This is a genomic window from Nocardioides alcanivorans (assembly GCF_021555175.1).
GTDB classification, from domain to species: domain Bacteria; phylum Actinomycetota; class Actinomycetes; order Propionibacteriales; family Nocardioidaceae; genus Nocardioides; species Nocardioides alcanivorans.
This window is the reverse complement of sequence record NZ_JAKGRW010000026.1, coordinates 119867-141786: the sequence shown is the minus strand read 5'-3', so window position 1 is coordinate 141786 and position 21920 is coordinate 119867. Positions and strand designations below refer to the sequence as shown.

Below are 21920 nucleotides of genomic sequence, written 5' to 3'. Positions count from 1 at the left end.
GCCCGCAGTCTGCCTCACCCGCGAGGTCGCGCTCATGTGCGGCGAGGTCGCGCGTCTTGTGCGGCGAGGTCGCGCTTATGTGTGGCGAGGTCGCGCGTCTTGTGGGGTGAGGTTGCGCGTCTTGTTCGTGGCCCGCAAGAGGAGCGCTCTCGTCGCACCACGTGCGCTACTTCGTCGCATCAGTTGCGCTACTTCGCGCGCAACGGGAGCTACTTCGTGGCGGCGTGACGACCGGCGCGGCGACCGAAGAACGAACCCTCGCCGAGCTGGGTGCCGGACGCATAGCCCTTCGCCTCCTGCGCGATGTTGGAGGCGCAGGCGCCCGCGGCGTAGAGGCCAGGGACGGGGGCACGGTCGGCGGTGAGCACCCGTCCGTTGACGTCGGTGACCAGGCCGCCGAGGGTGAAGCCGGCATAGAGCGCCTTGCCGAGGGTGAGGTCGTAGGCCCCCCAGGGGCCGGTGCCCTGTGGGGCGAGCCAGTCGGGGTGCTTGTGGAAGTCGGGGTCCTCGCCAACCGCCGCGTGCTCGTTGTAGCGCTCCAGCGTGGTGGCCAGTGCGCCCTCGGGCATCCCGAGCGCCTGCTCCATCTCCGCGACCGTCTCCCACCCGTCGATGAACGGGGCCAGGGGAAAGGCCGGATGTTCGATGTGCTCGCTGTCGACGATGAGATAGGCCGCGTGGTCGGGCTGCTCCATCACGAAACCAGAGGTACGGGCGTGATACGAGTCCTCGGCCACGAAACGCTGACCAAGCTTGTTGACCACCAGGCCCTTGACCAGCTTCGAGGGCGGGTAGAAGGGGGCGGTGAGGAAGGCCTCCTCCATGAACGCGGTGTCGCCGCGCACCGACTGGCCCAGCCGGATGCCCAGGCCGTCGTCATAGGTCGAGCCCAGCACGAAGGGCTTCTCCGCCAGGCTGGGCGTGAACTTGGCGACCATCTCCTTGTTCATCACGAACCCGCCGGCGGCGAGCACGACCGCGCGGGCCCGCACGAGGCCGGTCTCCGAGAATCGCTTCCATCGCAGCCCGACCACGGCGCCGGACTCGTCGGTCACCAGGGCGTGGGCGCCGGTCTCGTAGCGCACCTCGGCGTCGGTCTCGGCGAGCCGGTCGCGGAGGAGGTCCATGACGATCCGGGTGCCCTCGGTGTCGCCGGGCACTGGGACCTTGTGACCGCGCGGTGCGGGCACTGCCTGCTCGATGAAGGGCCAGACCTTCTCGTTGCCGGTGTACATCAGGCCTTGGGTGCCCGGCTGGATGACGGCCTTCTCGGGGTAGTAGCTGCGCTCGAACTCGAACCCCAGGGCCTCCAACCAGTCGAAGTGCTCGACGCTGCCCTCGCAGTAGGCGCGGACCTTCTCCGGGTCGGGGTCGGCCGAGACGGCGGTCAGGTAGTTGACCATCTCCTCGACGCTGTCGGCGTGACCGGTCGCCTCCTGCACCGCGGTGCCGCCACCGAGGTAGAAGTGGCCACCGCTCATCGACGAGGTGCCCCCGTGCACCGCCGCACGCTCGAGGAGGAGCACCTTGGCGCCGGCGCGCGCCGCCTCGAGGGCGGCAGATCCGCCCGCGATGCCGAAGCCGACGACCACGACGTCGTACTCCTCGGCGTCGGACGGGATGGCGATGGCGGGCAGGACCTCGGGCAACTCGGTGGTCATGGCAGCAGGGTAGGTCACAACTAGAACAAGTTCTAGACGTCTCGGTCGGTAGAATCGCGACCACATGCCTAGGAACGGACGCAGCACTTGACCTTCGACCTCCACCAGTTGGACCAATTCCTGCTGCTGGGGTCCGTGGTCACACTGGTGGCGATCCTCGCCGTCCGGGTCACGGCCGGGGCCGGACTGCCCAGCCTGCTGGTCTACCTCTTCATCGGCGTGGCCCTGGGTGAGGGCGGCCTCGGCATCCACTTCAACGACGCCGAGCTCGCCCACGCACTCGGCTTCGCGGCGCTCGTGCTGATCCTTGCCGAGGGCGGTGTCACGACGAAGTGGTCAGAGATCAGGCCACTCATCCGAATGGGAGCGGCGCTGGCCACGCTCGGCGTCCTCGTCTCGGTCGCCGTCGTGGCGGTCGGCGCGCACTACCTCTTCGGGTTCTCGTGGCAGCTGGCGATCCTGCTCGGTGCGGTCTGCTCGCCCACCGACGCCGCGGCCGTCTTCTCGGTGCTCCGGGTGGTGCCGCTGCCTCGCCGGATCTCCGGCACGCTCGAGGCGGAGTCAGGCCTCAACGACGCACCGACGGTCGTGCTCGTCACGCTCGTCGCCAGCGGCGCCTTCGCCGAGGAGAGCATCTGGGCAGTTGCCGCGATCATCACCTACGAGTTGCTCGCCGGCACCCTGATCGGCATCGCCGTGGGGTACGCCGGAGCGTGGCTCATGCGCCGCGTCGCACTTCCAGCGCCGGGCCTCTATCCGCTCGCCATCCTCTCGCTGGCCATTGGCTCCTACGCAGCGGGTGCTGCTGCCCACGCCAGCGGGTTCGCCGCCGTCTACGTCGCCACCCTGATCCTCGGCAACTCCGACCTGCCGCACCGCGGTGCCACCCGGTCCTTCGTCGAAGGCATCGCCTGGCTGGCCCAGATCGGCCTCTTCGTGATGCTCGGCCTGCTGCTCGCTCCGGAGCGGATCAGCCTGTCGGTGGTGGGGCTCGCCCTCGCCGCAGGACTCCTGTTGACCTTCGTCGCCCGACCCCTGTCGGTCATGGTGAGTGCCCTCGTGCAACCCATGAAGCTCCCGGAACTGACCTTCATCTCCTGGGCCGGCCTCCGTGGTGCGGTGCCGATCGTGTTGACCACGATCCCGTTGGCCGAAGGGGTCGACGGTGCCGCGAAGCTCTTCGACGTGGTCTTCGTGATGGTGGTCGTCTACACCCTGATGACCGGCCCGACCCTGCCGATCACGGCGCGCTGGCTGGGCCTCACCGAACGCGACGACCGGCCCGAACTCGACGTGGAGGCGGCGCCGCTCGAGCGGATTGCTGCCGACCTGTTGCAGGTCCGGATCGGCCTCGGCTCGAAGATGCACGGGGTCGAGGTGGGTGAGTTGCGGCTGCCCCGGGGAGCTTCGGTGGCACTCGTGATCCGCAACGGCGAGACGATGGTGCCCGAGCGACGTACGGTGCTGCGCCGTGGTGACGACCTCCTGGTGGTCACGCCCCGCAAGCTGCGGGTGGAGACCGACGAGAGGCTCACCGAGATCTCCCGCAGCGGTCGGCTGGCCCAGTGGCTCCGGAGTGATCCCAGCGGGACCGACTGATCCGGGATCGACGCTGAGGTCCGTGGGGCCGGGGGTCAGGTGACCGGCGGGCTGCAGAAGGTCGAGTCGGTCTGGGCCTTGACGGAGAGGGGGCGTCCTTCTGCATGCCCTTGAGGTTGGGGCCGACGACGACCACGACACCGATACCGGGCAGGTCGTCGGTGGCGACGATCTTGACCTTCGTGCCGAACTGGCGGGCCACCAACCTGGCCGCCGGGTTGTCCTTCGTCTCGGCCCAGATCTGAACGAACTTGACCTGCTTGGCGTCGATGTTGCCGGAGTTCCCGGCCGAGAAGCCCCGCTCGATGAGCTCGGTCATCGTCTTGCTCGCCATGCCTGCGCGGCCGCCGGCGTTGTAGACGCTGACCGTCACTTCCTGCGGGCCGACCGATTCGCCAGCCGAGATGTCACGGTCCTGGCAGACCGGTTCCTCGTCGGCGACCAGCGACTGCTCGGGGAAGGGCGCGGTGAGCGCCTTGACACCGAAGATGATCCCGAAGAGGCACAGCACCGCGAGGACGGACAGGGTGATCGCCTGGTGGTGCTTTCCCACGTCTCAGCCCTCCATCTCGAGAACGCGAGCGTGCAACACCTTGCGCTGCTGCAGTGCGGCCCGAAGGGCACGGTGCAGGCCGTCCTCGAGGTAGAGGTCGCCACGCCACCGCACGACGTGGGCGAAGAGATCGCCGTAGAACGTCGACTCCTCCGCCAGCAGGGAGTCGAGACGCAGGGTGTCCTTGATCGTGACCAACTGGTCGAGGCGCACCTGGCTGGGGGCAACCTGCGCCCAGTCACGGGGTCTGAGCCCGTGGTCCGGGTAGGGCCGGCCACTGCCGATGCGCTTGAAGATCACGCGGGTGAGTCTACTGACGGTGTCGTGGACCCGGCCATGACGGCGGGTCCACGACACCGTTCTCGTCTACGCTCCGAGCCATGACCCAGTCGGCGACCCCGGAACAACACCCGATCCAGGCGGCGATCGCGCCCGGCTACGCGTTCGACCAGGAAGTGGTCGAAGTCGGCGCGCTCATGGTGGACGCCGACACCCTGACCGACACCGCGATCAGGATTCCGCTCGCGATGTTCAACCGGCACGGACTGGTGGCCGGTGCCACCGGGACCGGCAAGACCAAGACCTTGCAGGTCCTCGCCGAGCAGCTGAGCGCCGCCGGTGTCTCGGTCTTCGCGGCCGATGTGAAGGGCGATCTCACCGGACTCGGCGTTCCGGGTGAGCACAGCGACAAGATCGTCGAGCGGGCCGCGGGGGTCGGCCAGCAGTGGGAAGCCACGGGTTTCCCGGTCGAGCTGCTCGCGCTCGGCGGCCGTGGCAACGGCATCCCGGTGCGGGTCACGATGAGCTCCTTCGGACCGCTGCTGCTGGCGAAGGTGCTGGGCCTCAACGCCACCCAGGAGTCGTCGTTGGGGCTGGTCTTCCACTACGCCGACAAGGCGGGGCTGCCGCTGCTCGACCTGGCAGATCTGCGCGCCGTCGTGCATCACCTCACCAGTCCCGAGGGCAAGCCCGACCTCAAGGATCTCGGCGGTCTCTCGTCAGCCACCGCGGGGGTGATCCTGCGCGAGCTCATCACCTTCGCCGACCAGGGAGCCGATGCGTTCTTCGGCGAGCCGGAGTTCGACACCAGCGACCTCTTCCGCGTCGCCGATGACGGTCGCGGAGTCATCTCGCTGCTGGAGCTGCCCGAACTCGCCAACCGTCCGGCGGTCTTCTCCACCTTCCTCATGTGGCTGCTGGCCGACCTCTTCAACGAGCTTCCCGAGGTCGGCGACATCGAGAAGCCGAAGCTGGTGTTCTTCTTCGACGAGGCCCACCTGCTCTTCAAGGGCGCCTCCAAGGACTTCCTCGAGCAGGTCGCCCAGACCGTGCGGTTGATCCGTTCGAAGGGCGTCGGCGTGTTCTTCGTGACCCAGGCGCCGACCGACGTGCCCGACGAGGTGCTGGCCCAGCTCGGCTCCCGCGTTCAGCACCAGCTCCGGGCCCATACGCCCAACGACGCCAAGGCGCTCAAGCAGACGGTCAACACCTATCCACACCCCGCCTACGACGACCTCGGTCGCGTCCTCACCTCGCTCGGGATCGGCGAGGCGGTCGTGACGGTGATGAACGAGAAGGGTGCCCCCACCCCGGTCGCCTGGACCCGGTTGCGTGCGCCCGAGTCGTTGATGTCCCCGGCCGACGACGCGTGGTTGGAGCAACAGGTGGCCGGGTCGTCGCTGCGGGCCAGGTACGCCGACGCCCTGGACCGCGAGTCGGCGCGCGAGATCCTTGCGCAGCGATTGGAGCGAGGGGCGCAGAAGGCCGCGGAGGAGAACGCGGACGATGGTGCCGGGGCGGGTGCCGACGATGGGCTGGCGCCCCACCAACGGGAGGCCGAAAAGCTGTCGAAGCGGCGTACTCCGACCCAGCGGAAGCAGGACAAGGACTTGGTGGAGAAGGTCGTAGAGTCCGGCGCGTTCAAGGACTTCATGCGGACCGCGGCGCGCGAGATCGCCCGTGGCGTTTTCAGGACAGGACGGCGTTGATGACCGACTTCGAGGCGATCCACGAGATCACCCAGATGAAGTACCGCTACATGCGGGCCTTCGACACGAAGGACTGGGAGCTCTTCGAGAGTTGCTTCGCCCCCGAGGCGACCGGTTCCTACAGCAAGCTGAACTTCGACTCGCTCGACGAACTCATGACCTTCATGCGCACCAACGTGGGCGAGGGCATGTGGAGCATGCACCAGGTCCACCACCCGGAGATCGAGGTCGACGGCGACACCGCGACGGGCACCTGGCACCTGCAGGACAAGGTCATGCGGCCGAAGGACGACTACGTGCTCGAGGGCGCAGCGATCTATGCCGACCGTTATCGGCGTACCGAGGACGGCTGGAAGATCGTCCACACCGGCTACACCCGCCTGTGGGAGACCACGTTCAAGCCGAGCGAGATCCCGAGCTGGCGGCTGCGCTGACGCACATGCGTCGCGGTCGTGTCTGGACCGCCGACTAGGGTTCATCACGTGATCGAGACGCCTGCGCTGCTGACCCCCACCGGGCTCTTCGTGTGCTTCGAGGGCGGCGAGGGCGGCGGGAAGTCGACCCAGGCGGAGCTGCTGCGTTCCTGGCTCGAGTCCGAAGGCCATCCGACCCTCCTCACTCGTCAGCCGGGCGGCACCCGGGTCGGGCAACGGGTGCGCGAGATCGTGCTGAGCCCGGAGACCGGGGACCTGGCCCATCGCACCGAGGCGCTGCTCTACGCCGCAGACAAGGCGGAGCACGTCGAGACCGTGCTGCTGCCTGCCCTGTCCCGCGGCGAGGTCGTGATCACCGATCGCTACGTCGACTCCGCCATCGCCTACCAGGGGTCCGGTCGTGACCTCGACCCGGCGGAGGTCACCGCAGTCAACCGGTGGGCCACCGCCGGCCTGCGCCCCCACCTGACAGTCGTGCTCGACCTGCCGCCGGAGCGCGGGCTGGGCCGCTTCGAGGAGCGTGACCGCATCGAGGCGGAGGGCGCCGAGTTCCACCAGCGGGTTCGTCAGGCGTTCCTCGACCTCGCCGCTGCCGATCCCGACCACTACCTGGTGCTCGACGCGTCGGGCAGCCGCGACGCCCTGGCCGCCACCATCCGCGACGCGGTGAGGCCGAGGTTGTCGCAGGTCGTGCGCCGGAGCGAGGCGGGAGCATGAACACTGCCGTGGCCAGCGTCTGGGACACCCTGGTCGGGCAGGGCCCGGTCATCCACACGCTCAAGCAGGTGGCGGCGGGGCAGGGCATGAGCCACGCCTTCCTCTTCGTCGGCCCGCCCGGGTCGGGTCGCTCCAACGCGGCCGTCGCGCTGGCTGCCGCGCTCCAGTGCGAGCAGCAGGGCTGCGGCCACTGCCATTCCTGCACCACCGTCATGGCCGGGTCCCACGCCGATGTGGCGTTGGTGCGCACCCAGAAGCTCTCGATCGGTGTCGACGAAGTGCGCGAGCTGGTCCGTAGTGCGTCGCTGGCTCCGTCCGGCAGACGGTGGCAGGTGCTCATCGTCGAAGATGCCGACCGCCTCACCGACCAGGCCTGCAACGCGCTGCTCAAGTCGATCGAGGAGCCGAGCGCCCGCACCATCTGGATCCTCTGCGCCCCCACGGTCGAAGATGTGCTCCAGACGATCCGATCGCGTTGTCGACTGATCAGTCTGGCCACTCCCTCCACGGTCGACGTGGCCGGTTTCCTCACGCGGATCGACGGCGTGCCCGAGCAGTTGGCGTCGTACGCCGCCCGCGCCAGCCAGGGACACATCGGCCGGGCCCGGGCACTCGCCAGGGACGATGCGACACGCACTCGGCGCAACCAGGTGGTGGGCTGGCCTGTGAGGCTCACCGGGCTGGGACCGGCGATGAACGCCGCCGGCGAGATCCACGCGATGGCCAAGGAGGAGGCCGAGGCGATCACGCAAGAGCTCGACGCCAAGGAGAAGGCCGACCTCGACTCGTCCTTCGGTGTGGTCGAGCGAGGGCGCCGCCCACGGGAGTACGCCCCGGCCCTCAGCGCCTTGGAGAAGGGGCAGCGCACCCGTGCCAAACGGCGGATCCTCGACGTGGTCGACCGCTGTCTCATGGACATCGTCTCCGTCTACCGCGACGCGATCGTGCTCGCCACCGGATCCGCCGTCGAGCTCGTCAACGAGGAGCTGCGCGGTGACCTGCAACGGTTGGTGCGGGCGACCACGCCCGAGAGCAACCTGGGCCGCATCGAGGCCATCTTCACCGCGAGGGAGCAGATGCTGGAGTTCAACGTGCCGGCTTCGCTGGCACTCGAATCGATGATGGTCTCGCTACGGCTGCCCGAGGGAGCAAGCCGTGAAGCGCGTCGTCGCGTTGGTCGCGGGGTTGGCACTGCTGATCGGCGGTGCCGGGGTGCTCGTGTCGGTGGTCGCCCAGAGCCGTGACTCCGGCAACGAGGACTCACCCCGATCGGAACAACCCTCCAGTCGTCCGGGCGCCCAGTGGCAGCTCCCCGACGAGGAGGCGCGCGTGGCTCCCGCCAAGAGGCTGCAGCCGTTCTACGACCAGGTCGCCGACTGGCAGGAGTGTGGGGCCAACGAGTGCGCGAGGATCACGGTGCCGCTCGACTACGCCGAGCCCGACGGCAAGACGATCAAGCTCCAGCTGCTGCGGGTGCCGGCGACCGACCAGGACGCAAAGGTCGGAGCACTCGTGGTCAATCCGGGCGGGCCGGGTGCCGCGGGCACCGAATACGCGTCCCAGGCCTCCTACGCGTTCGGCAAGCCGCTGTTGGCGAAGTTCGACATCGTCGGATTCGACCCGCGTGGCACGGGCTCCAGCAGCCCGATCGACTGCCTGAGTGACGACGACCTCGACGCCTACCTCGCTGCCGATCCCTCACCCGACACCCCGGAGGAGATCGCAGCGGCGGTGGAGTGGGACGAGCGGATGGGCAAGGGCTGCGTCGAGAAGTCCGGTGACCTCGCTGCCCACGTCTCCACCGTCGAGGCGGCGCGCGACATGGACGTGATCCGCGCCGTGCTCGACGAACGCAAGCTCAACTACTTCGGTGCCTCCTACGGCACCAAGCTCGGCGCGACCTACGCCGACATCTTCCCGGAGACCTCGGGCCGGCTGGTGCTCGACGGTGCGGTCGACGTGAGTCTCGACGCCAGGGAGTCGAGCCTGGGCCAGGCCCGCGGCTTCCAGCGGGCCATCGACGCCTACGTCGATGACTGTGTCGACGACGGTGGCTGTTATCTGGGCGCCGATCGCGATGCGGCACTCGACACGATCACGGACTTCCTCGACGACGTCGACGCGGCACCGATGAAGGTGGGTGACCGTGAGTTGGCAGTGGGCAATGCGTTCTACGGCATCGTGCTGCCGCTCTACAACCAGGACTACTGGTCGCTGCTCGACAGTGCCCTCGGCGCCGCGCTGGAGGGCAGGGCCGGCGAACTGCTCCAACTCTCCGACTTCTATTCGTCCCGCATCGGAGACCCCTATGCCGACAACTCGTCCGAGGCGATCTGGGCGATCAACTGCCTCGACGACCCCACGAGCATGCCCATCGATGAGATCCCCGGCCAGCTGAAGGCGTTCCGCAAGGCGTCGCCGACCTTCGGTGACGTCTTCGCATGGGGATTGGCAGGTTGTGCGGGCATCCAGGTGGAGGTCGCCGAGGAGCGTGCGCCGCTCACCGCAGCCGGCGCCGACCCCTTGCTGGTCACGGGCACGACCCGCGACCCGGCCACTCCCTACGAGTGGGCCGAGGCGCTGGCCGAACAGCTTGAACCAGCCGTCCTGGTGAGTCGTGAGGGCGACGGCCACACCGCCTACAACCAGGGCAACTCCTGCGTCGACGACGTCGTCGAGCGCTACCTGCTGGACGGCGTCGTACCGGACGATGCCGTGGACTGCCCGGCGGCGTGAGTCACCCGGACCCGGGTCCGCTCAGTCCGTGAGCGATCCGGTGCGAGTGCCCTCGCCGTCGACCGAGACCACGCAGGAGAATCCGCGTTCGCCGCGGGTGAAGGCGATGACGTCGGGCGGGAAGACGTCAACGCTGAGGGTCTTGTCGTCGTGGCGGTCGGTGTCACCCAGGTAGTCGAGAAGTGCCTGCTCGGTGCAGGTCGCAACGACATTGGGGTCCTGCACCAGGTCGCGCAGGTAGGGCGTCTCGATTTCGGGGTCGAGCAGACCGCTGGCGAAGGTCTCGTAATAGTGGTCATCGGCGCAGTCGCCCTCGTTGGCGGTGATCTGCCCGTTCATGTTGGTCATGCCTCCCCAACAGGTGCCGACTGCGGGCGGCTCCTCGGTCGCGGTGTCAGCAGGCTGATGGTCTGCCGGCTGACCGTCGGCGAGCTGACCGTCGGCGAGCTGACCGTCGGCGGGCTGACCGTCGGCAACAGCCCCGTCGGTCGTCGCTGTGCTGGCTCGGGCAGCGGGATCGGGATCTGTGGGCTCGCCGTCGAGGAACGCGCCGTGACCCATGGTGGTGCCGATGCCCACAGCAAGACCGAGCGCGGTCGCGGCGACGAGTCCCGGCCACCGACGTGAGCCTCGCGGCGGAGACGGGCGCCCGGTCGGCAGGCTCGTGAAGACGGCGTCTGGGCCAGCCGCGACGCGACGCACGGTCGTGGTGCTGGGCAGGTGCAGGGACCGTAGGTCGTCATACATCTCCCGCGCGGTGGGATAGCGGTCGGCGGGGTCGTAGGCGCAGGCCCGAGCGATCACCTGCATCAGTTCGGCGCTGCCGGGCACGCCCGGGTCGGGCATCGGCTCGGCCAGCCGGGCGATCAGCTCGGGGATCGGGGTCAGGGAGCCGTCGGCGGTTCGGCGCGGAGAGACGCGGGAGATCATCGCGTGCAGGGTGGCCCCCATCGACCACACGTCGGAGCGCGGGGTGGGCGGCCGGTTGTCGAAGGCCTCGGGCGAGGCGTACGCCGGGGTGAGGGCCTCCAACGTCACCGACAGGTCACGCCCCGGTTGGGGGAGGGCGGCCAGCCCGAAGTCGGAGAGTCGCGGGGCGCCGAAGGCATCGATCAGCACGTTGGAGGGCTTGACGTCGCGGTGGACGATGCCGGCCTCGTGAGCGGCGGCGAGGGCACCGCACACGGCCAGCCCGAGGTCGCGGGCCTCAGCTGCCGAGAGCGGGCCGTGGGCGCGGAGGACATCGCCCAGGCTGCCGTGCGGGCAGAGCTCCATGACCAGGTAGGCGCGGCCGTCGCGGGTGGTGCCGACGTCGATCAGCGAGACCACGTGGGGATGGCCGCTGATCCGGCTCGAAGCCGTGGCCTCACGAAGGAAACGGCGACGGTTGCGCTCGTCCTCGAACGGCCGGCTGTCGATCTTGACCGCCACCTCGCGACCCACCGAGAGCTGGATGCCGCGGTGGACGGTCGCGAATCCACCACGCCCGATCTCCGGCCCGAGCTCGATGCCCGGCACTGGGCCGACGGTCGCTTCGCCACCGGATCGACTCATCTGTGCCCCTTTCGTCCGCGCACACCCTAGAGGTTCCGCCAGCAGGACGATTGGCGGGCCATGGCGCCGACAGGGTGCCAGCAGGTTGACTGTCCCCGTGTCCGGGACCCACCCTCGCCGCCGTCGCATCCTCCGCTGGCTCAGGAGAAGTGGGATCGGGCTGCTCGTGCTCGTCTCGCTGGCGGCTGCCGGGGTGTTGATCTTCCACGCGACCCTGCCCGAGGACGATCTCGACACGGTGCAGCCGGGTTCCCTGGAGGTGGCGACCGATGCGGAAGGGACGTGGTCGCTCGGGACAGTCACGGTGGATCTGACCCGCGACGGGCTCACGATCACGGAGGAAGGGCGGACGGTCTGGGCCTCGCAGCGTGGGCATTCGTTCGTCACCGGCGCCCGTGGCTCGGTGGGGTGGGAGGAGCACAAGGGCTACTTCTGGCCGGACGTGGACATCCGCCAGCGGCTGGCCGACCAGCACATCGACAGCGTGGCTGCGGGGGTGGGCCAGGTGGTGCTGCACGGTCGCCTCACTGGCGAAGGCGACCCCGCGCCGTACACGCTGGCGCTGGAGGTGCGCGAGGCCGGCGGTGTGGTCGCCTATGTCACGACCGACGGCGGGCTCGATGCGGTCGGATGGATCTCCGGGCGCTCGGGTCGGGCCGGCGTGCACGGCTTCGGTGAGCAGTTCACCGACTTCGACCTCGATGGGCGATTGCTGCCGATCGTGGTGCGCGAGCAGGGCGTGGGGCGGGGGCTCCAGCCGTTGACCTTCCTCGCCGACCTGACCAACCACGGCGCTGGTGGCACGGAGGAGATGACCTACGCCGCGTGGTCCAGCTTCGTGACCGACGACCTGCGTGGGGTGCGGCTCGACCCCGCCCAGGAGTCATCGCATGCGTTTGCCGTCGCCGACGTCCGTGAGGCCGGACGCGTTGGTCTGGAGGTGTGGGCGCCGCACCTCACCTTGGAACTCGTTGCGGCGAGCACGCCGGCGGAGCTGATCGCGCGCCGAGCGGGGCCCCGGCGTCCTGAGCTGGCCGAGTGGACCCAGACGGGTGCGGTGCTTGGCGTCCAGGGAGGCACCGACAAGGTGCGGCGTGAAGTGGACGAGTTGATCGAGGTGGAAGCGGATCTCGCGGCGGTCTGGATCCAGGACTGGACCGGTCGGCGTACGACCTCGTTCGGTGATCGTCTCTGGTGGACCTGGCAGCTCGACACTGAGCGGTACGCCGGATGGGAGCGGCTGGTCGCCGATCTCGCCGAGAAGGGGATCCGGACCACCACCTACGTGAATCCGTTCCTCGTCGACGCTGACCCCAAGGAGGACTCGGGCATCCGCAACCTGTGGAAGGAGGCCCGTGACGCCGGCTACCTGGTGACTGGTCCTGACGGCGCTCCGTACGCACTCGACCAGGGTGACTTCGAGGCGACCCTCGTTGACCTGACCGATCCCGAGGCCCGGCACTGGTTCGCCCGGGTGATCGCCGACGAGGTGCTCGGTGCGGGCGTGGACGGTTTCATGGCCGACTTCGGTGAGGGGCTGCCGTTCGATGCCGTGCTGGCCGACGGTGAGGCGTCGTCGCGGCACAACCAGTGGCCGCTCCTGTGGGCCCAGACGGTGCGGGAGGCTTGCCGGCTCGCGGGCAAGCCGGACTGCGTCACGTGGTTCCGCTCGGGGGCGCTCGGCATGGAGGCGGAATCGGCGCTCTTCTGGAACGGTGACCAACTCGTCGACTTCGGGCGGCAGGACGGGCTCGCCTCCGTGCTGCTTGCGACGTTCTCGGCTGGCGTCTCGGGGTGGCCGTTGGTGCACTCCGACATCGGCGGCTACACCTCGATCGACGCGAAGGTTCGCGACTACACGCGACCCGACGACCTGCTCGAGCGCTGGACGGAACTCGCCGCATTCGGCGTGGTGATGCGAACCCACGAGGGAAACCGACCCGCGGACAATGCCCAGGTCTACGACTCGCCGGAGGCCGAACGCTCCTTCGCCCGGATGACGAGGCTCTTCACGGCATTGGCTCCGTACCGTCGCTCGGTGCTCAGGCAGGCCCATGAGGAAGGCCTGCCCGCGCTGCGGCACGGCTGGTTGGTGCACCCCGGCTCCGCCGCCGCCGAGGTGGACACCCAGTTCTTCCTCGGGGACTCCGTGCTCGTCGCCCCCGTGCTCGAGGAGGGGGCCGCCACGGTGCGGGTCGTCTTCCCACCCGGCCGCTGGATCCATCTGCTCACCGGGGAGGAGTACGCCGGAGACGCCGAGACGACCGTCGACGCCCCACGTGGTACTCCAGCAGCATTCGTGTCTGCTGATCTGCCCGGAGCCGAGGCGTTGGTCGCCGCGGTCGGGGCCGCGGTGAACGGGAGTTGAGGTCGAGACGTACGAAGACGAGGGAGGGCCCAGCGCGGTGGTGCTGAGGCCCTCCTTCACATCGTGGGCACGGATCAGCGTGCTCAGATGATGTCGCGACCTTCGTCGTGGGCAGACTTCCACTCCCTGAAGAAGGCGATGCAGATGATCACCAGGACGACGGCCACGACCACGGGCCAGACCAGGACATAGAGGGTCATCGCTGTGTCGTTCATGCGGGGTCTCCTTGCTTGTCGGGATCCGTGTCCGGGGTCGACGCGAGGAGGGCGTCGAGCTCGGCATCGAGCGAATCCGCGTCATCGTGGTCGAAGTCGCCGGTGCGCTTCTTGATGAGGGCGAAGTCGAATTCGTCCTTGGCCCGGATCGACATGGCGATGCAGACGATCGTGCTCACTGCGTAGGCAACGAGGGATCCGCTCAGCGTCGCGTAGTCGTGCAGGAAGCCGATCACGAATGGCGCCGAGGCCAGCATGGCAAGGACGCTCGCGCCGATGGCGACCCGTAGGCCGAGGAAGCCGAAGATCATCAGGCCGATGACCACGCCGATGCCGACGACGTTGAGCACGTCGACGACGTACCCCACGCCGCCGCTCATGGAGATCCATTCGAACCGCACGGGCAGGAAGCAGGCGAGTGCGACGATCACCGAGACGGTGAACGCGCTGTTGGTGACCTTGTTCCAGTAGAAGCTCGCGATCACGGGGAACACCAGGGCGCCCCACAACGCCCCCACGAAGACCAACAGGTCGAGGATGTTGAGTTGCAGGCTCGCGAACGCGATGGCGATGGCCGTGGCCAGCACCATCGTGATCCGCCCGATCAGCAGCATCGTCTTCGGGTTGGCGTTCTGCTTGCCCGCCACGTTCTGCCCGTAGAAGTCGGCCATCGCGATCGATGACAGCGCTGCCAGGTCGGAGTCCGCCGTCGAGGAGAGGGCGCCGATGATCATGATGAGGAAGAGCGCCAGCAGAGCCGTGGGCAGATACTCGAGTGCCATCTGCGGGATCAGGTTGTTGACGTCATCGTCCATCGGTTCGATGCCGAGGTAGAGAGCGAGCACGCCGAGCATGCCGACCCCGATCACGGTGGCGCCGTAGCCCACCGTGGCGGTGACGAACGTCGGCTTGATCAGGCTCTCCTTCACCGCGAACAAGCGCTGCGCGATCGTCTGGTTGCCGATCGCGTATGCCAGCACCGCCGCGATGTAGGGCGCGCCCTGGTGCAGGAACGCCTCGGACGAGAAGAAGTTCGACTGCTGGTCGGTCAGGTTGCCGGCGCCGGTCGAGAAGGCTGTCGGGAAGTCGGCGGCGAAGAAGATCGCCGGCACGATCACGACGACGGCCCCGAGCAGTGCGACCACCTGGACGAAGTCGGTCAGCACCGAAGCGCGGAAGCCGGACCAGAGCGAATAGAGCAGCACGCCCAGGGCAACGAAGAAGACGCCCTGGATGAAGTTGAACGGCGAGAGCATCGCGATCAGCACGCCGCCGGCCAAGAAGTTGGACATCAAGCTGATCAGCGAGCCGATCACGTTGGATCCGGCGAGCATCATCTGGCTGGAGCGTCCGTGACGCGCGTGCATCACCTCGGCCAGGGTGTGGGCCTTCGGGGCGACCTTGCGGATGCGTTTGCCGAAGGGATAGATGAACAGGATCATCAACGCGCCCCAGAGCCCGTAGTGGATGGGGCCGGAGATCCCGTAGGTGTAGCCGGACGTCGCCGAGGCATACATCGAGGACGCCCAGATCCAGGTTGCGGTCATGGATGCGGCCGAGATGCCGAAGCCGAGATTGTTGCCAGCGGTCATGTAGCCGTCGGCGTTCTCGTTCTTCTTGCCGATCCGGGTCGAGATGTAGAAAGTTCCCCCGTAGAAGAACACCAGCAGCAGCACAATGACGGGGATGCTGAACTGGGCTGTGTCGGACGCGTTCAACGCGTCACCTCCCTCATGGTCGAGAGTCGCAATGGACTGTCGTTGACCAGAGGATCACCACCTCACGCTATGTAGATTTGAGTTTTCCGAGAGAGCACGTGCGGGCAGGGCTCAGCGATTCGTCCCTCCCCCGGAGTGCAACTGCGAACCTTAACAGTTGCTGAGAGCAAAGGCTCTTCGTCGTTGCGCCACCCCGTCGCTCGTTGGTTCGACCTCGTCGAGACCCCGTCGACCAGCGGACGGGTCTCGACAAGCTCGACCAACGGACGGGTCTCGACGGGCTCGACCAGCGGACGGGTCTCGACGGGCTCGACCAACGAGGCGTGCCCCACTGGCGACGTCAGATGCCGAGGTGCAGATCGCAGAAGGCGAGCACCTCGTCGGCGATCACCTTGTCCTCAGGGGTCCGCCCGCCGAAGCCACCGTGCGGTGCCCCTTCCATGACTCGCAGCTCGACCGGGACTCCGGCGTCGAGAAGGCGGCGGTGCATGCGCACCGTGTTGGACAGGTAGAGGTCGCGGGTGCCGGTCTGCAAGAAGGTGGGCGGGAACCCACTCACGTCGCCGAACAGCGGCGAGAGGTAGGGGTGGTCGAGGTCGTGCGTGCCCGCATACAGCTCGTTGATGCCGGCCAGGCTGCCGAGGAAGGGGTCGACGCCGAGAAGGGTGGCGAAGGTGTCACCGGACTCGGTGAGGTCGACCTCGGGAGTGAGCAGCACCAGGGCCGCGGGGAGCGGCGTGCCCTCGTCCTTGGCGCGAAGGACGACGGCGGCGGCGAGATTCCCACCTGCGGAGGCGCCGAGCAGGGCGACCCGGGACGGCGATCGCTCCTCGAGGGCCCTGCGGTAGGTGGCCGTGCAGTCGTCGAGGGCTGCCGGGAATGGGTGGCGCGGTGGCATCCGGTAGTCGGTGACCCAGGTGATCGCGTTGCGGGTCACTGCTCGACCGGCGGCCATCTGCCAGGCGAGCTCCCCACCGCCGAGGGCGAGGCCGCCGCCGTGGAACTCGACGATGATCGGCGCGCTGCCGTCATCGGGCACGTGGCCCGGGCGCAGGACGTAGGTCGTCACGCCGTCGATCTCGAACTGGCTGCGGGCCAGCATCTCCGCCGGGAAGTCGATCTGGCCGAAGACGTTCGACAGTGCTGCGTCCATGGCGTCGACCCAACGCTGCCACTCGGTCGCGGAGCCGGACTCCGGCTTGGGGCCCACGTCGAACGCGGACGGTGCTGCCAGTACCTGTTGGGCCTCCGGACTGATGCTGGCCGGCGGGGCGAAGGGGGCGCGCGGGTCTGCGGGCATCGGGACTCCATCGTCAGGGTCAACCTCGGACCTGCCCAACGTAGGGCCTGTTGCGAGGTCGTGCAGTCCTGGTGCCGCTGGTCAGAGGGCGACGAAGTCGTCCCACCCCTTGCTGAGGTAGTCCACGAATGCGGGGCCGACGTGCTCCGCGGCGAGTTCTGCGGGAGTCATCGGGAGGCTGCGTGGCGTGAACCCGTCCTGGGTGAGCGCACGGGTGGCCCAGTCGTGGTGCAGGATCGCGCCGAGCCCGACGCCCACGTAGTCGGCGCCCTGCTCCAGGCACCAGCGTGCGTCGGCGGCGGTCATCACCTTGCCGGTGACGCCGAGCCGGGTGTTGCCGCGTTCGAGGTCCACGAACCGGTCGATGATGCGACCGCCGGAGGTGTCGCGGCGCGGCTCCATGAAGACGTCCCACAGCGACATGTCGAGGTGGTCGACCAGTCCGGACGCAAGGACCTGGCGGGCATGTTCGCGACCCTCCGTGAGTGGGATGCCGTAGCCCTCCGGGGTGAGCCGGATACCGACCTGGAAGTCGGGGCCGGTCGCCGAGCGGATGCCCTCCAGCACCTCGAGCACGATGCGCAGCCGGTTGGTGAGCGACCCGCCATAGCGATCGGTGCGGTGGTTGGAACGCGGGTCGAGGAATTGGCCGAGCAGGTAGCCGTGCGCCCCGTGCACCTGGATGCCGTGGACGCCGGCCTCCTCCGCGAGTACTGCCGCCGCGACGAACTCCTCGACGGCCTGCTCGACACCCGCGGTGCTCAGGGCGATCGTCTGCTTCTCGGGGTCGTCCCACGGACCGACCCGGACGCTGCCGGCAAGGTTGGCCTCTGCTCGCCGGCCGCCGTGGTGCAGTTGGACGGCCGAGACGGCACCGGCTTCGGCGATGGCGTCCGCGAGCTTCGCCAGACCGGGGCGGTGCGCGTCGTCGCTGACGCCGAGCTGTCCCTCCCAGGCGCGGCCGGCGGGAGCGACGTACGCCGCTGCCGTCATCACCTGCCCGAACCCACCGCGTGCGCGGGCCACCAACCAGTTGTGCTCGTCAGCGGTGAGTGTCCCGTCGGGGTTGCTCTGCGTGTTGGTGAGAGGTGCAAGCGCCAGCCGGTTTCGCCATGCGGGGCCGTGAGCAAAGGTCAGGGGTTCGTTCAGCGCAGGGATCGACACGATCCGAACCTACGTCGCCGCGTCGCGAGGGCACCCACGCGGGTCGGACAGCCAGGTGCCGGATGGACGTCACTTGTCCTGATTGGGTTCCTGCGGGTCCGGGGTACGTCGAACTGTCGCTTCTCCCCGGGCGTGGCGTCGGGCTGGTCCGGACGGTTCAGCTGCTCCTCCGGGTCGCGATCGACCCGCTCGGCCACGTCGGCCTCGGAGATCCCCTCCTCGTCCGGAACGTTCGTGATGTCGATCGGTGGACGCTTCTCGCCTGCGGCCTGCTTCTCGTGGTCTTCGTGCTCACCCATGCCGTGCGGTACCCGACGGCCGCGAACTCATGAAGCTGCCACGCGTCACCGGGTCAGCGCGGCGGCATCGGAGTGGATGATCGATGCCGTGGGGAGCACGGCGAACCGGAACTCGTCCTGGAGCAGCGCGATGGTCGGCTCATGCAGCTCGGGTCGATCCGAGGCGATCGCGTCGTGGGCGAGCACGACGTGCAGGTCGGTGGCATAGGCGTGGGCTGCGGTCGTCGCCACACAGGTGTGGGTGGAGACGCCGGCCAGCACCAGCGTCTCGACGCGGTGCTGCTCCAGCAGCGCGCCCAGGTTGGTGCGGAAGAAGCCGTCGTCGCGGGTCTTGACCACCTCGACGCTCCCGGCCAGGTCCAGCTCCTCCAGCGGCTGGGCGTCGTGGTCGCCGGCGATCGCGAAGCCCTGGTCGTCTTCGAGCATGCTGAGCGTCCAGGTGCTGCGGTCTGCCCGGTGCTCGGTGCGGAGGTTGACGACGAGCACCGCGTTGTCACGGGCCCACCGGACGAGGGCGTTGCATCGGGAGGCCAACTCGGCCCGCCGTTGCGCCAGGGCGCCCGCCTCGAAGAAGGCGTTCTGGACGTCGACGAGCACGAGGCCGATGGCGGGCTGACCTGTCACCTGCTGCTCCTGGCTCTGACCGAGTGGGTCTGCGGACGAGGACTCGACGGCCGGCGCAGGCCGTCGCCTTGATCGTAGAAGGCGACCACGACATCGCCGCCCCGCGACGTGGCCGCTCGGCGCCGTCAGCGCGCCCGCTCGGTACGTCGACGTACGCCCGCTGGCCCGTGTGGGCCCGACACCCGTGGGTACCGCGACGTTCCATGACGAGACGAAGGGACGTGACGACCATGCCCAAGGACAAGGACCCGGGACCGAGCGTGAAGGACCCCGACCTCTACGAGGAACTGCGTGACGACGGGGCGAGCAAGGAGAAGGCTGCGCGGATCGCCAACTCCGCGGCCAACAGCTCGCGCTCGGAGGTGGGTCGCAAGGGCGGGAAGTCCGGTTCCTACGAGGACTGGACCGTGGAAGAACTCCACGACCGGGCCGCGGAGATCGGCATCGAGGGCCGTTCGTCGATGAACAAGGACGAGCTGATCACCGCCCTGCGCAATCACTGACATGGTGTCGTTCGGCTACACCCTGATGACCGAGCAGGCCGGGCCGGTGGACCTGGTCCGGCACGCGGCTGCGGCTGAGGAGGTTGGGTTCGACTTCTTGGTGATGAGCGACCACTACTCGCCGTGGCTGGTTGAGCAGGGGCACGCGCCGTACGCCTGGAGTGTGCTCGGGGCAGTCGCACAGGCGACCCGTCGGATCCCGATGATGACCTACGTGACCTGCCCGACGATGCGCTACCACCCCGCCGTCGTCGCGCAGAAGGCTGCGACGATGCAGTTGCTCTCGGGCGGCAGGTTCACCCTCGGCCTGGGCAGCGGCGAGAACCTCAACGAGCACGTCGTCGGCCACGGCTGGCCGATGGTCGAGACCCGGCACGAGATGCTGACCGAGGCGATGACGATCATCGCGGGGCTCCTGCGGGGTGACTTGTTCGAATTCCACGGCGACCACTTCGACGTCGATGCCGCCCGACTGTGGGACCTGCCCGACGAGGCCGTGCCCCTGGCCCTTGCCGTCGGCGGATCCCAAGTCGTCGCGCGGTGCGGACCCTTGGCCGACCACCTGATCGCCACAGCACCTGATGGCGACCTCATCCGGGAGTGGAACGAAACGGAGGGGACCCCGCGGATCGGCGGAACGACGCGTGCCATCGGCCAGCTCCCCGTGAGCTGGGATCCGTCCGACAGCGAGGCGGCGATCGACCGGGCGCACCGGCAGTTCCGCTGGTTCGGCGGAGGGTGGGCCGTCAACAGCGACCTCCCCACCACCGCATCCTTCGCCGGTGCCAGCAAGTACGTACGCCGCGAGGACGTCGCGGAATCCATTCCGTGCGGGCCCGACATCGAGCAGATCGTGGAGGCGGTGCGGCCGTGGTGGCAGGCCGGCTTCACCGACATCGCGCTCGTGCAGATCGACGGGGCGACGAACCCAGGGTTCCTCGAGGATGCTGCGCAACCGCTGCTGGCGGCGTTGCGCGCGGCCGCACCCGAGGACTGACCTCGTCAGTCCTCCGACGGTACGTCGGCCGATGAGCCATCGTCCTCGATGTCGACGATCTCCTCGAGATCCACGTCTGCGCGATGCGCAGGAGCCTCCGGGTCGTCGGCATCGTCCGGCAACGCTTCGCTCTCGATGTCGATGTCGAAGTCGGACGCAGTCGGCTCGTCACGTGGTTCGGTCGGGTGCTGGGACTCGGTCACGAAGGGCCTCCGTGGCAGCAGAAGATGGTCGTGTTGCCTGCGAGATGACTCCGTCGACGCTTCACGTGGTCAGCGCTCCGATCAGCAGCATCACGCCGAGGACCACGAGGAGCCCAACGACGATCAGTCCGATGACGAGCGATCGGCTGAGATCGGGCCCGGACCTGCCCGGGTCCTGACTGCCCTGTGGTGATGCCACTGCCTGCCTCCGCCCTGCGCCGCTGACGCCTCAGGTGAGCGAACACTCCGGTGCTCCGACGACCGGTACCCGCATTTCGGTACCGCATGCACCGGGGCCGACTGCGCTGCTGACCGTTGCTCTGGCCGCCCGTCGAACGCTGGGCTATGGTCGAATTGCATCCGCTCCTACGGCGGTGGATGTGCTCGGACAATGGCTCGGCCGACCGGCGAGCACCAGAGCGAAACCTCTCGGGAGGGCGCAATGGAACGGCATGGCACGACGAACCCCTATGAAGGCATCTCGCGTGATCAGCGCCGACGGCTGACCACGGGGCTGCTGGCCGAAGCGCGCCATGCAGAGGGCGAGACCTTGCGTGAGCTGCTCGACCAGGTCGTGATGGTCAACATGTGCGTGGCCCGCAGCATCGCCGCGAGGTATCGGTCCAGAGGGATCAGCCAGGACGACCTCGAGCAGGTCGCCAACGCGGCGCTCGTGCGTGCGGTGCACAACTTCGACGGCGACCGTGAAGGTGACCTCCTGTCCTATGCCGTCCCCAGCATCCGGGGCGAGCTGCGGCGCCACTTCCGCGACCAGGGCTGGACCGTGCGTCCTCCGCGGCGGATCCAGGAGCTCCAGTCACGCGTCGTCGAGGAACGGGACCGCAGGGTTCGCGACCGTGACTCCTCGGCGGAGGCTGACATTGCCCTCGCTCTCGATGTCCCCGTGGCAGACGTGGTCGAAGCCTTGGCCGCCGAAGGCTGTTTCACGCCGACGTCACTTGACCTGCCGGTGGGCGAGGATGGCGGCGCCACCCTCGGTGAGCTGCTTCCGGACCCGGACAACTCGGGGGACCGCGCGGCGGCGGAGGCACGCGTGATGCTGCGGCCCGTCGTACGTCGACTCCCGGAGCGAGACCGCAAGCTGCTGAAGATGAGGTTCTTCGACGAACTCACCCAGCAGGAGATCGCCGACGACTTCGGGGTGACGCAGACCCAGGTCTCGCGGTTGCTCAGCCGGGTCCTGGCCGACCTGCGCCGAGGACTGGGGGAACTCGCACCGGAGAGCGAGCCACGCAGCGGCGAACGCCCCACGTCGTAGCCCCGGTC

At 68.5% G+C, this 21920-nt stretch carries 22 protein-coding genes; 10 read left to right on the top strand and 12 right to left on the bottom strand.

Features of this window, described 5'->3' with window-relative positions; genetic code table 11:
- Positions 1 to 209 precede the first annotated feature (209 nt).
- Positions 210 to 1661, bottom strand: coding sequence for an FAD-binding protein (locus L1066_RS14585; RefSeq protein ID WP_235737009.1), 1452 nt, complete (start codon positions 1659 to 1661; stop codon positions 210 to 212).
- Positions 1662 to 1748: 87 nt separating this feature from the next.
- Here L1066_RS14585 and L1066_RS14580 point away from each other — a divergent pair, with 87 nt between their 5' ends.
- Positions 1749 to 3260, top strand: a complete 1512-nt coding sequence (locus tag L1066_RS14580) for a potassium/proton antiporter (RefSeq protein ID WP_235737008.1) — start codon at positions 1749 to 1751, stop codon at positions 3258 to 3260.
- On the opposite strand, the gene L1066_RS26050 is transcribed toward L1066_RS14580, so the two are convergent.
- Entirely contained in the window at positions 3193 to 3813 is a 621-nt protein-coding gene (locus tag L1066_RS26050; RefSeq protein WP_235737007.1) for a LytR C-terminal domain-containing protein, read from the bottom strand. The two genes, L1066_RS14580 and L1066_RS26050, sit on opposite strands and share 68 nt — an antisense overlap.
- Before the next feature lie 3 nt (positions 3814 to 3816).
- Positions 3817 to 4113, bottom strand: a complete 297-nt coding sequence (locus L1066_RS14570; protein WP_235737006.1) for a type II toxin-antitoxin system VapB family antitoxin — start codon at positions 4111 to 4113, stop codon at positions 3817 to 3819.
- Positions 4114 to 4193: 80 nt separating this feature from the next.
- Between L1066_RS14570 and L1066_RS14565 the strand changes: the two genes are divergently transcribed.
- From L1066_RS14565 to L1066_RS14545, 5 genes are read left to right on the top strand one after another with little or no spacing between them, the layout of a single operon-like run.
- Positions 4194 to 5801 (top strand): helicase HerA-like domain-containing protein, encoded by a 1608-nt coding sequence (locus L1066_RS14565; protein WP_235737005.1) that lies wholly within the window; start codon positions 4194 to 4196, stop codon positions 5799 to 5801.
- Positions 5801 to 6235 (top strand): nuclear transport factor 2 family protein, encoded by a 435-nt coding sequence (locus L1066_RS14560; RefSeq protein ID WP_235737004.1) that lies wholly within the window; start codon positions 5801 to 5803, stop codon positions 6233 to 6235. The genes L1066_RS14565 and L1066_RS14560 overlap by 1 nt, the downstream gene beginning before the upstream one ends.
- A gap of 51 nt (positions 6236 to 6286) precedes the next feature.
- Positions 6287 to 6952, top strand: coding sequence for a dTMP kinase (tmk, locus tag L1066_RS14555; RefSeq protein ID WP_376707683.1), 666 nt, complete (start codon positions 6287 to 6289; stop codon positions 6950 to 6952).
- Positions 6949 to 8196: a DNA polymerase III subunit delta' gene (locus tag L1066_RS14550; protein WP_235737002.1), complete on the top strand. Its 1248-nt coding sequence runs from the start codon at positions 6949 to 6951 to the stop codon at positions 8194 to 8196. The genes tmk and L1066_RS14550 overlap by 4 nt, the downstream gene beginning before the upstream one ends.
- Positions 8108 to 9688, top strand: a complete 1581-nt coding sequence (locus tag L1066_RS14545; protein WP_235737001.1) for an alpha/beta hydrolase — start codon at positions 8108 to 8110, stop codon at positions 9686 to 9688. The genes L1066_RS14550 and L1066_RS14545 overlap by 89 nt, the downstream gene beginning before the upstream one ends.
- Positions 9689 to 9709: 21 nt before the next feature.
- Here L1066_RS14545 and L1066_RS14540 read toward each other — a convergent pair whose 3' ends face one another.
- Positions 9710 to 11242 (bottom strand): serine/threonine-protein kinase, encoded by a 1533-nt coding sequence (locus tag L1066_RS14540; protein WP_235737000.1) that lies wholly within the window; start codon positions 11240 to 11242, stop codon positions 9710 to 9712.
- Positions 11243 to 11339: 97 nt separating this feature from the next.
- On the opposite strand from L1066_RS14540, the gene L1066_RS14535 reads away from it, so the two are divergent.
- The gene (locus L1066_RS14535) at positions 11340 to 13610 is read left to right on the top strand and encodes an alpha-glucosidase (protein WP_235736999.1); all 2271 of its coding nucleotides are present in this window, start codon (positions 11340 to 11342) and stop codon (positions 13608 to 13610) included.
- An 83-nt stretch (positions 13611 to 13693) separates the two neighbouring features.
- On the opposite strand, the gene L1066_RS14530 is transcribed toward L1066_RS14535, so the two are convergent.
- The 6 genes from L1066_RS14530 to L1066_RS14505 form a co-directional block, all read right to left on the bottom strand.
- A complete protein-coding gene (locus L1066_RS14530; RefSeq protein WP_235736998.1) occupies positions 13694 to 13825 on the bottom strand; it encodes a putative transporter small subunit in 132 nt (43 codons plus the stop codon).
- Entirely contained in the window at positions 13822 to 15543 is a 1722-nt protein-coding gene (locus L1066_RS14525) for a sodium:solute symporter family protein (RefSeq protein ID WP_235736997.1), read from the bottom strand. The genes L1066_RS14530 and L1066_RS14525 overlap by 4 nt, the downstream gene beginning before the upstream one ends.
- Positions 15544 to 15883: 340 nt before the next feature.
- Positions 15884 to 16843: an alpha/beta hydrolase gene (locus tag L1066_RS14520; protein WP_235736996.1), complete on the bottom strand. Its 960-nt coding sequence runs from the start codon at positions 16841 to 16843 to the stop codon at positions 15884 to 15886.
- An 81-nt stretch (positions 16844 to 16924) separates the two neighbouring features.
- Positions 16925 to 18007, bottom strand: coding sequence for an NADH:flavin oxidoreductase (locus L1066_RS14515; RefSeq protein WP_235736995.1), 1083 nt, complete (start codon positions 18005 to 18007; stop codon positions 16925 to 16927).
- Complete coding sequence (locus L1066_RS14510; protein ID WP_235736994.1) at positions 17989 to 18306, bottom strand: hypothetical protein; 318 nt, start codon at positions 18304 to 18306, stop codon at positions 17989 to 17991. Before L1066_RS14510 ends, L1066_RS14515 begins: the two co-directional genes overlap by 19 nt.
- Positions 18307 to 18351: 45 nt before the next feature.
- A complete protein-coding gene (locus tag L1066_RS14505) occupies positions 18352 to 18930 on the bottom strand; it encodes a cysteine hydrolase family protein (RefSeq protein WP_235736993.1) in 579 nt (192 codons plus the stop codon).
- 230 nt (positions 18931 to 19160) lie between these two features.
- On the opposite strand from L1066_RS14505, the gene L1066_RS14500 reads away from it, so the two are divergent.
- Together L1066_RS14500 and L1066_RS14495 are read left to right on the top strand one after the other, a co-directional pair.
- Positions 19161 to 19433, top strand: coding sequence for a DUF7218 family protein (locus L1066_RS14500; RefSeq protein WP_235736992.1), 273 nt, complete (start codon positions 19161 to 19163; stop codon positions 19431 to 19433).
- A gap of 1 nt (position 19434) precedes the next feature.
- Complete coding sequence (locus L1066_RS14495) at positions 19435 to 20430, top strand: TIGR03557 family F420-dependent LLM class oxidoreductase (RefSeq protein ID WP_235736991.1); 996 nt, start codon at positions 19435 to 19437, stop codon at positions 20428 to 20430.
- Between the two features lie 5 nt (positions 20431 to 20435).
- Here L1066_RS14495 and L1066_RS14490 read toward each other — a convergent pair whose 3' ends face one another.
- Together L1066_RS14490 and L1066_RS14485 are read right to left on the bottom strand one after the other, a co-directional pair.
- Positions 20436 to 20633, bottom strand: coding sequence for a hypothetical protein (locus tag L1066_RS14490; protein WP_235736990.1), 198 nt, complete (start codon positions 20631 to 20633; stop codon positions 20436 to 20438).
- Between the two features lie 61 nt (positions 20634 to 20694).
- Positions 20695 to 20832, bottom strand: a complete 138-nt coding sequence (locus tag L1066_RS14485; protein WP_235736989.1) for a hypothetical protein — start codon at positions 20830 to 20832, stop codon at positions 20695 to 20697.
- Between the two features lie 243 nt (positions 20833 to 21075).
- Between L1066_RS14485 and L1066_RS14480 the strand changes: the two genes are divergently transcribed.
- Positions 21076 to 21912: a sigma-70 family RNA polymerase sigma factor gene (locus tag L1066_RS14480; RefSeq protein ID WP_235736988.1), complete on the top strand. Its 837-nt coding sequence runs from the start codon at positions 21076 to 21078 to the stop codon at positions 21910 to 21912.
- Positions 21913 to 21920: the final 8 nt, after the last annotated feature.

Bases quoted from the DNA above. Each gene is read 5' to 3' on its own strand.
- L1066_RS14560 (WP_235737004.1), top strand. From the start codon at position 5,801: ATGACCGACTTCGAGGCGATCCACGAGATCACCCAGATGAAGTACCGC.
- L1066_RS14495 (WP_235736991.1), top strand. From the start codon at position 19,435: ATGGTGTCGTTCGGCTACACCCTGATGACCGAGCAGGCCGGGCCGGTG.
- L1066_RS14520 (WP_235736996.1), bottom strand. From the start codon at position 16,843: ATGCCCGCAGACCCGCGCGCCCCCTTCGCCCCGCCGGCCAGCATCAGT.
- L1066_RS14530 (WP_235736998.1), bottom strand. From the start codon at position 13,825: ATGAACGACACAGCGATGACCCTCTATGTCCTGGTCTGGCCCGTGGTC.
- L1066_RS14585 (WP_235737009.1), bottom strand. From the start codon at position 1,661: ATGACCACCGAGTTGCCCGAGGTCCTGCCCGCCATCGCCATCCCGTCC.
- L1066_RS14540 (WP_235737000.1), bottom strand. From the start codon at position 11,242: ATGAGTCGATCCGGTGGCGAAGCGACCGTCGGCCCAGTGCCGGGCATC.
- L1066_RS14550 (WP_235737002.1), top strand. From the start codon at position 6,949: ATGAACACTGCCGTGGCCAGCGTCTGGGACACCCTGGTCGGGCAGGGC.
- L1066_RS14500 (WP_235736992.1), top strand. From the start codon at position 19,161: ATGCCCAAGGACAAGGACCCGGGACCGAGCGTGAAGGACCCCGACCTC.
- L1066_RS14565 (WP_235737005.1), top strand. From the start codon at position 4,194: ATGACCCAGTCGGCGACCCCGGAACAACACCCGATCCAGGCGGCGATC.
- L1066_RS14510 (WP_235736994.1), bottom strand. From the start codon at position 18,306: ATGGGTGAGCACGAAGACCACGAGAAGCAGGCCGCAGGCGAGAAGCGT.
- L1066_RS14480 (WP_235736988.1), top strand. From the start codon at position 21,076: ATGGAACGGCATGGCACGACGAACCCCTATGAAGGCATCTCGCGTGAT.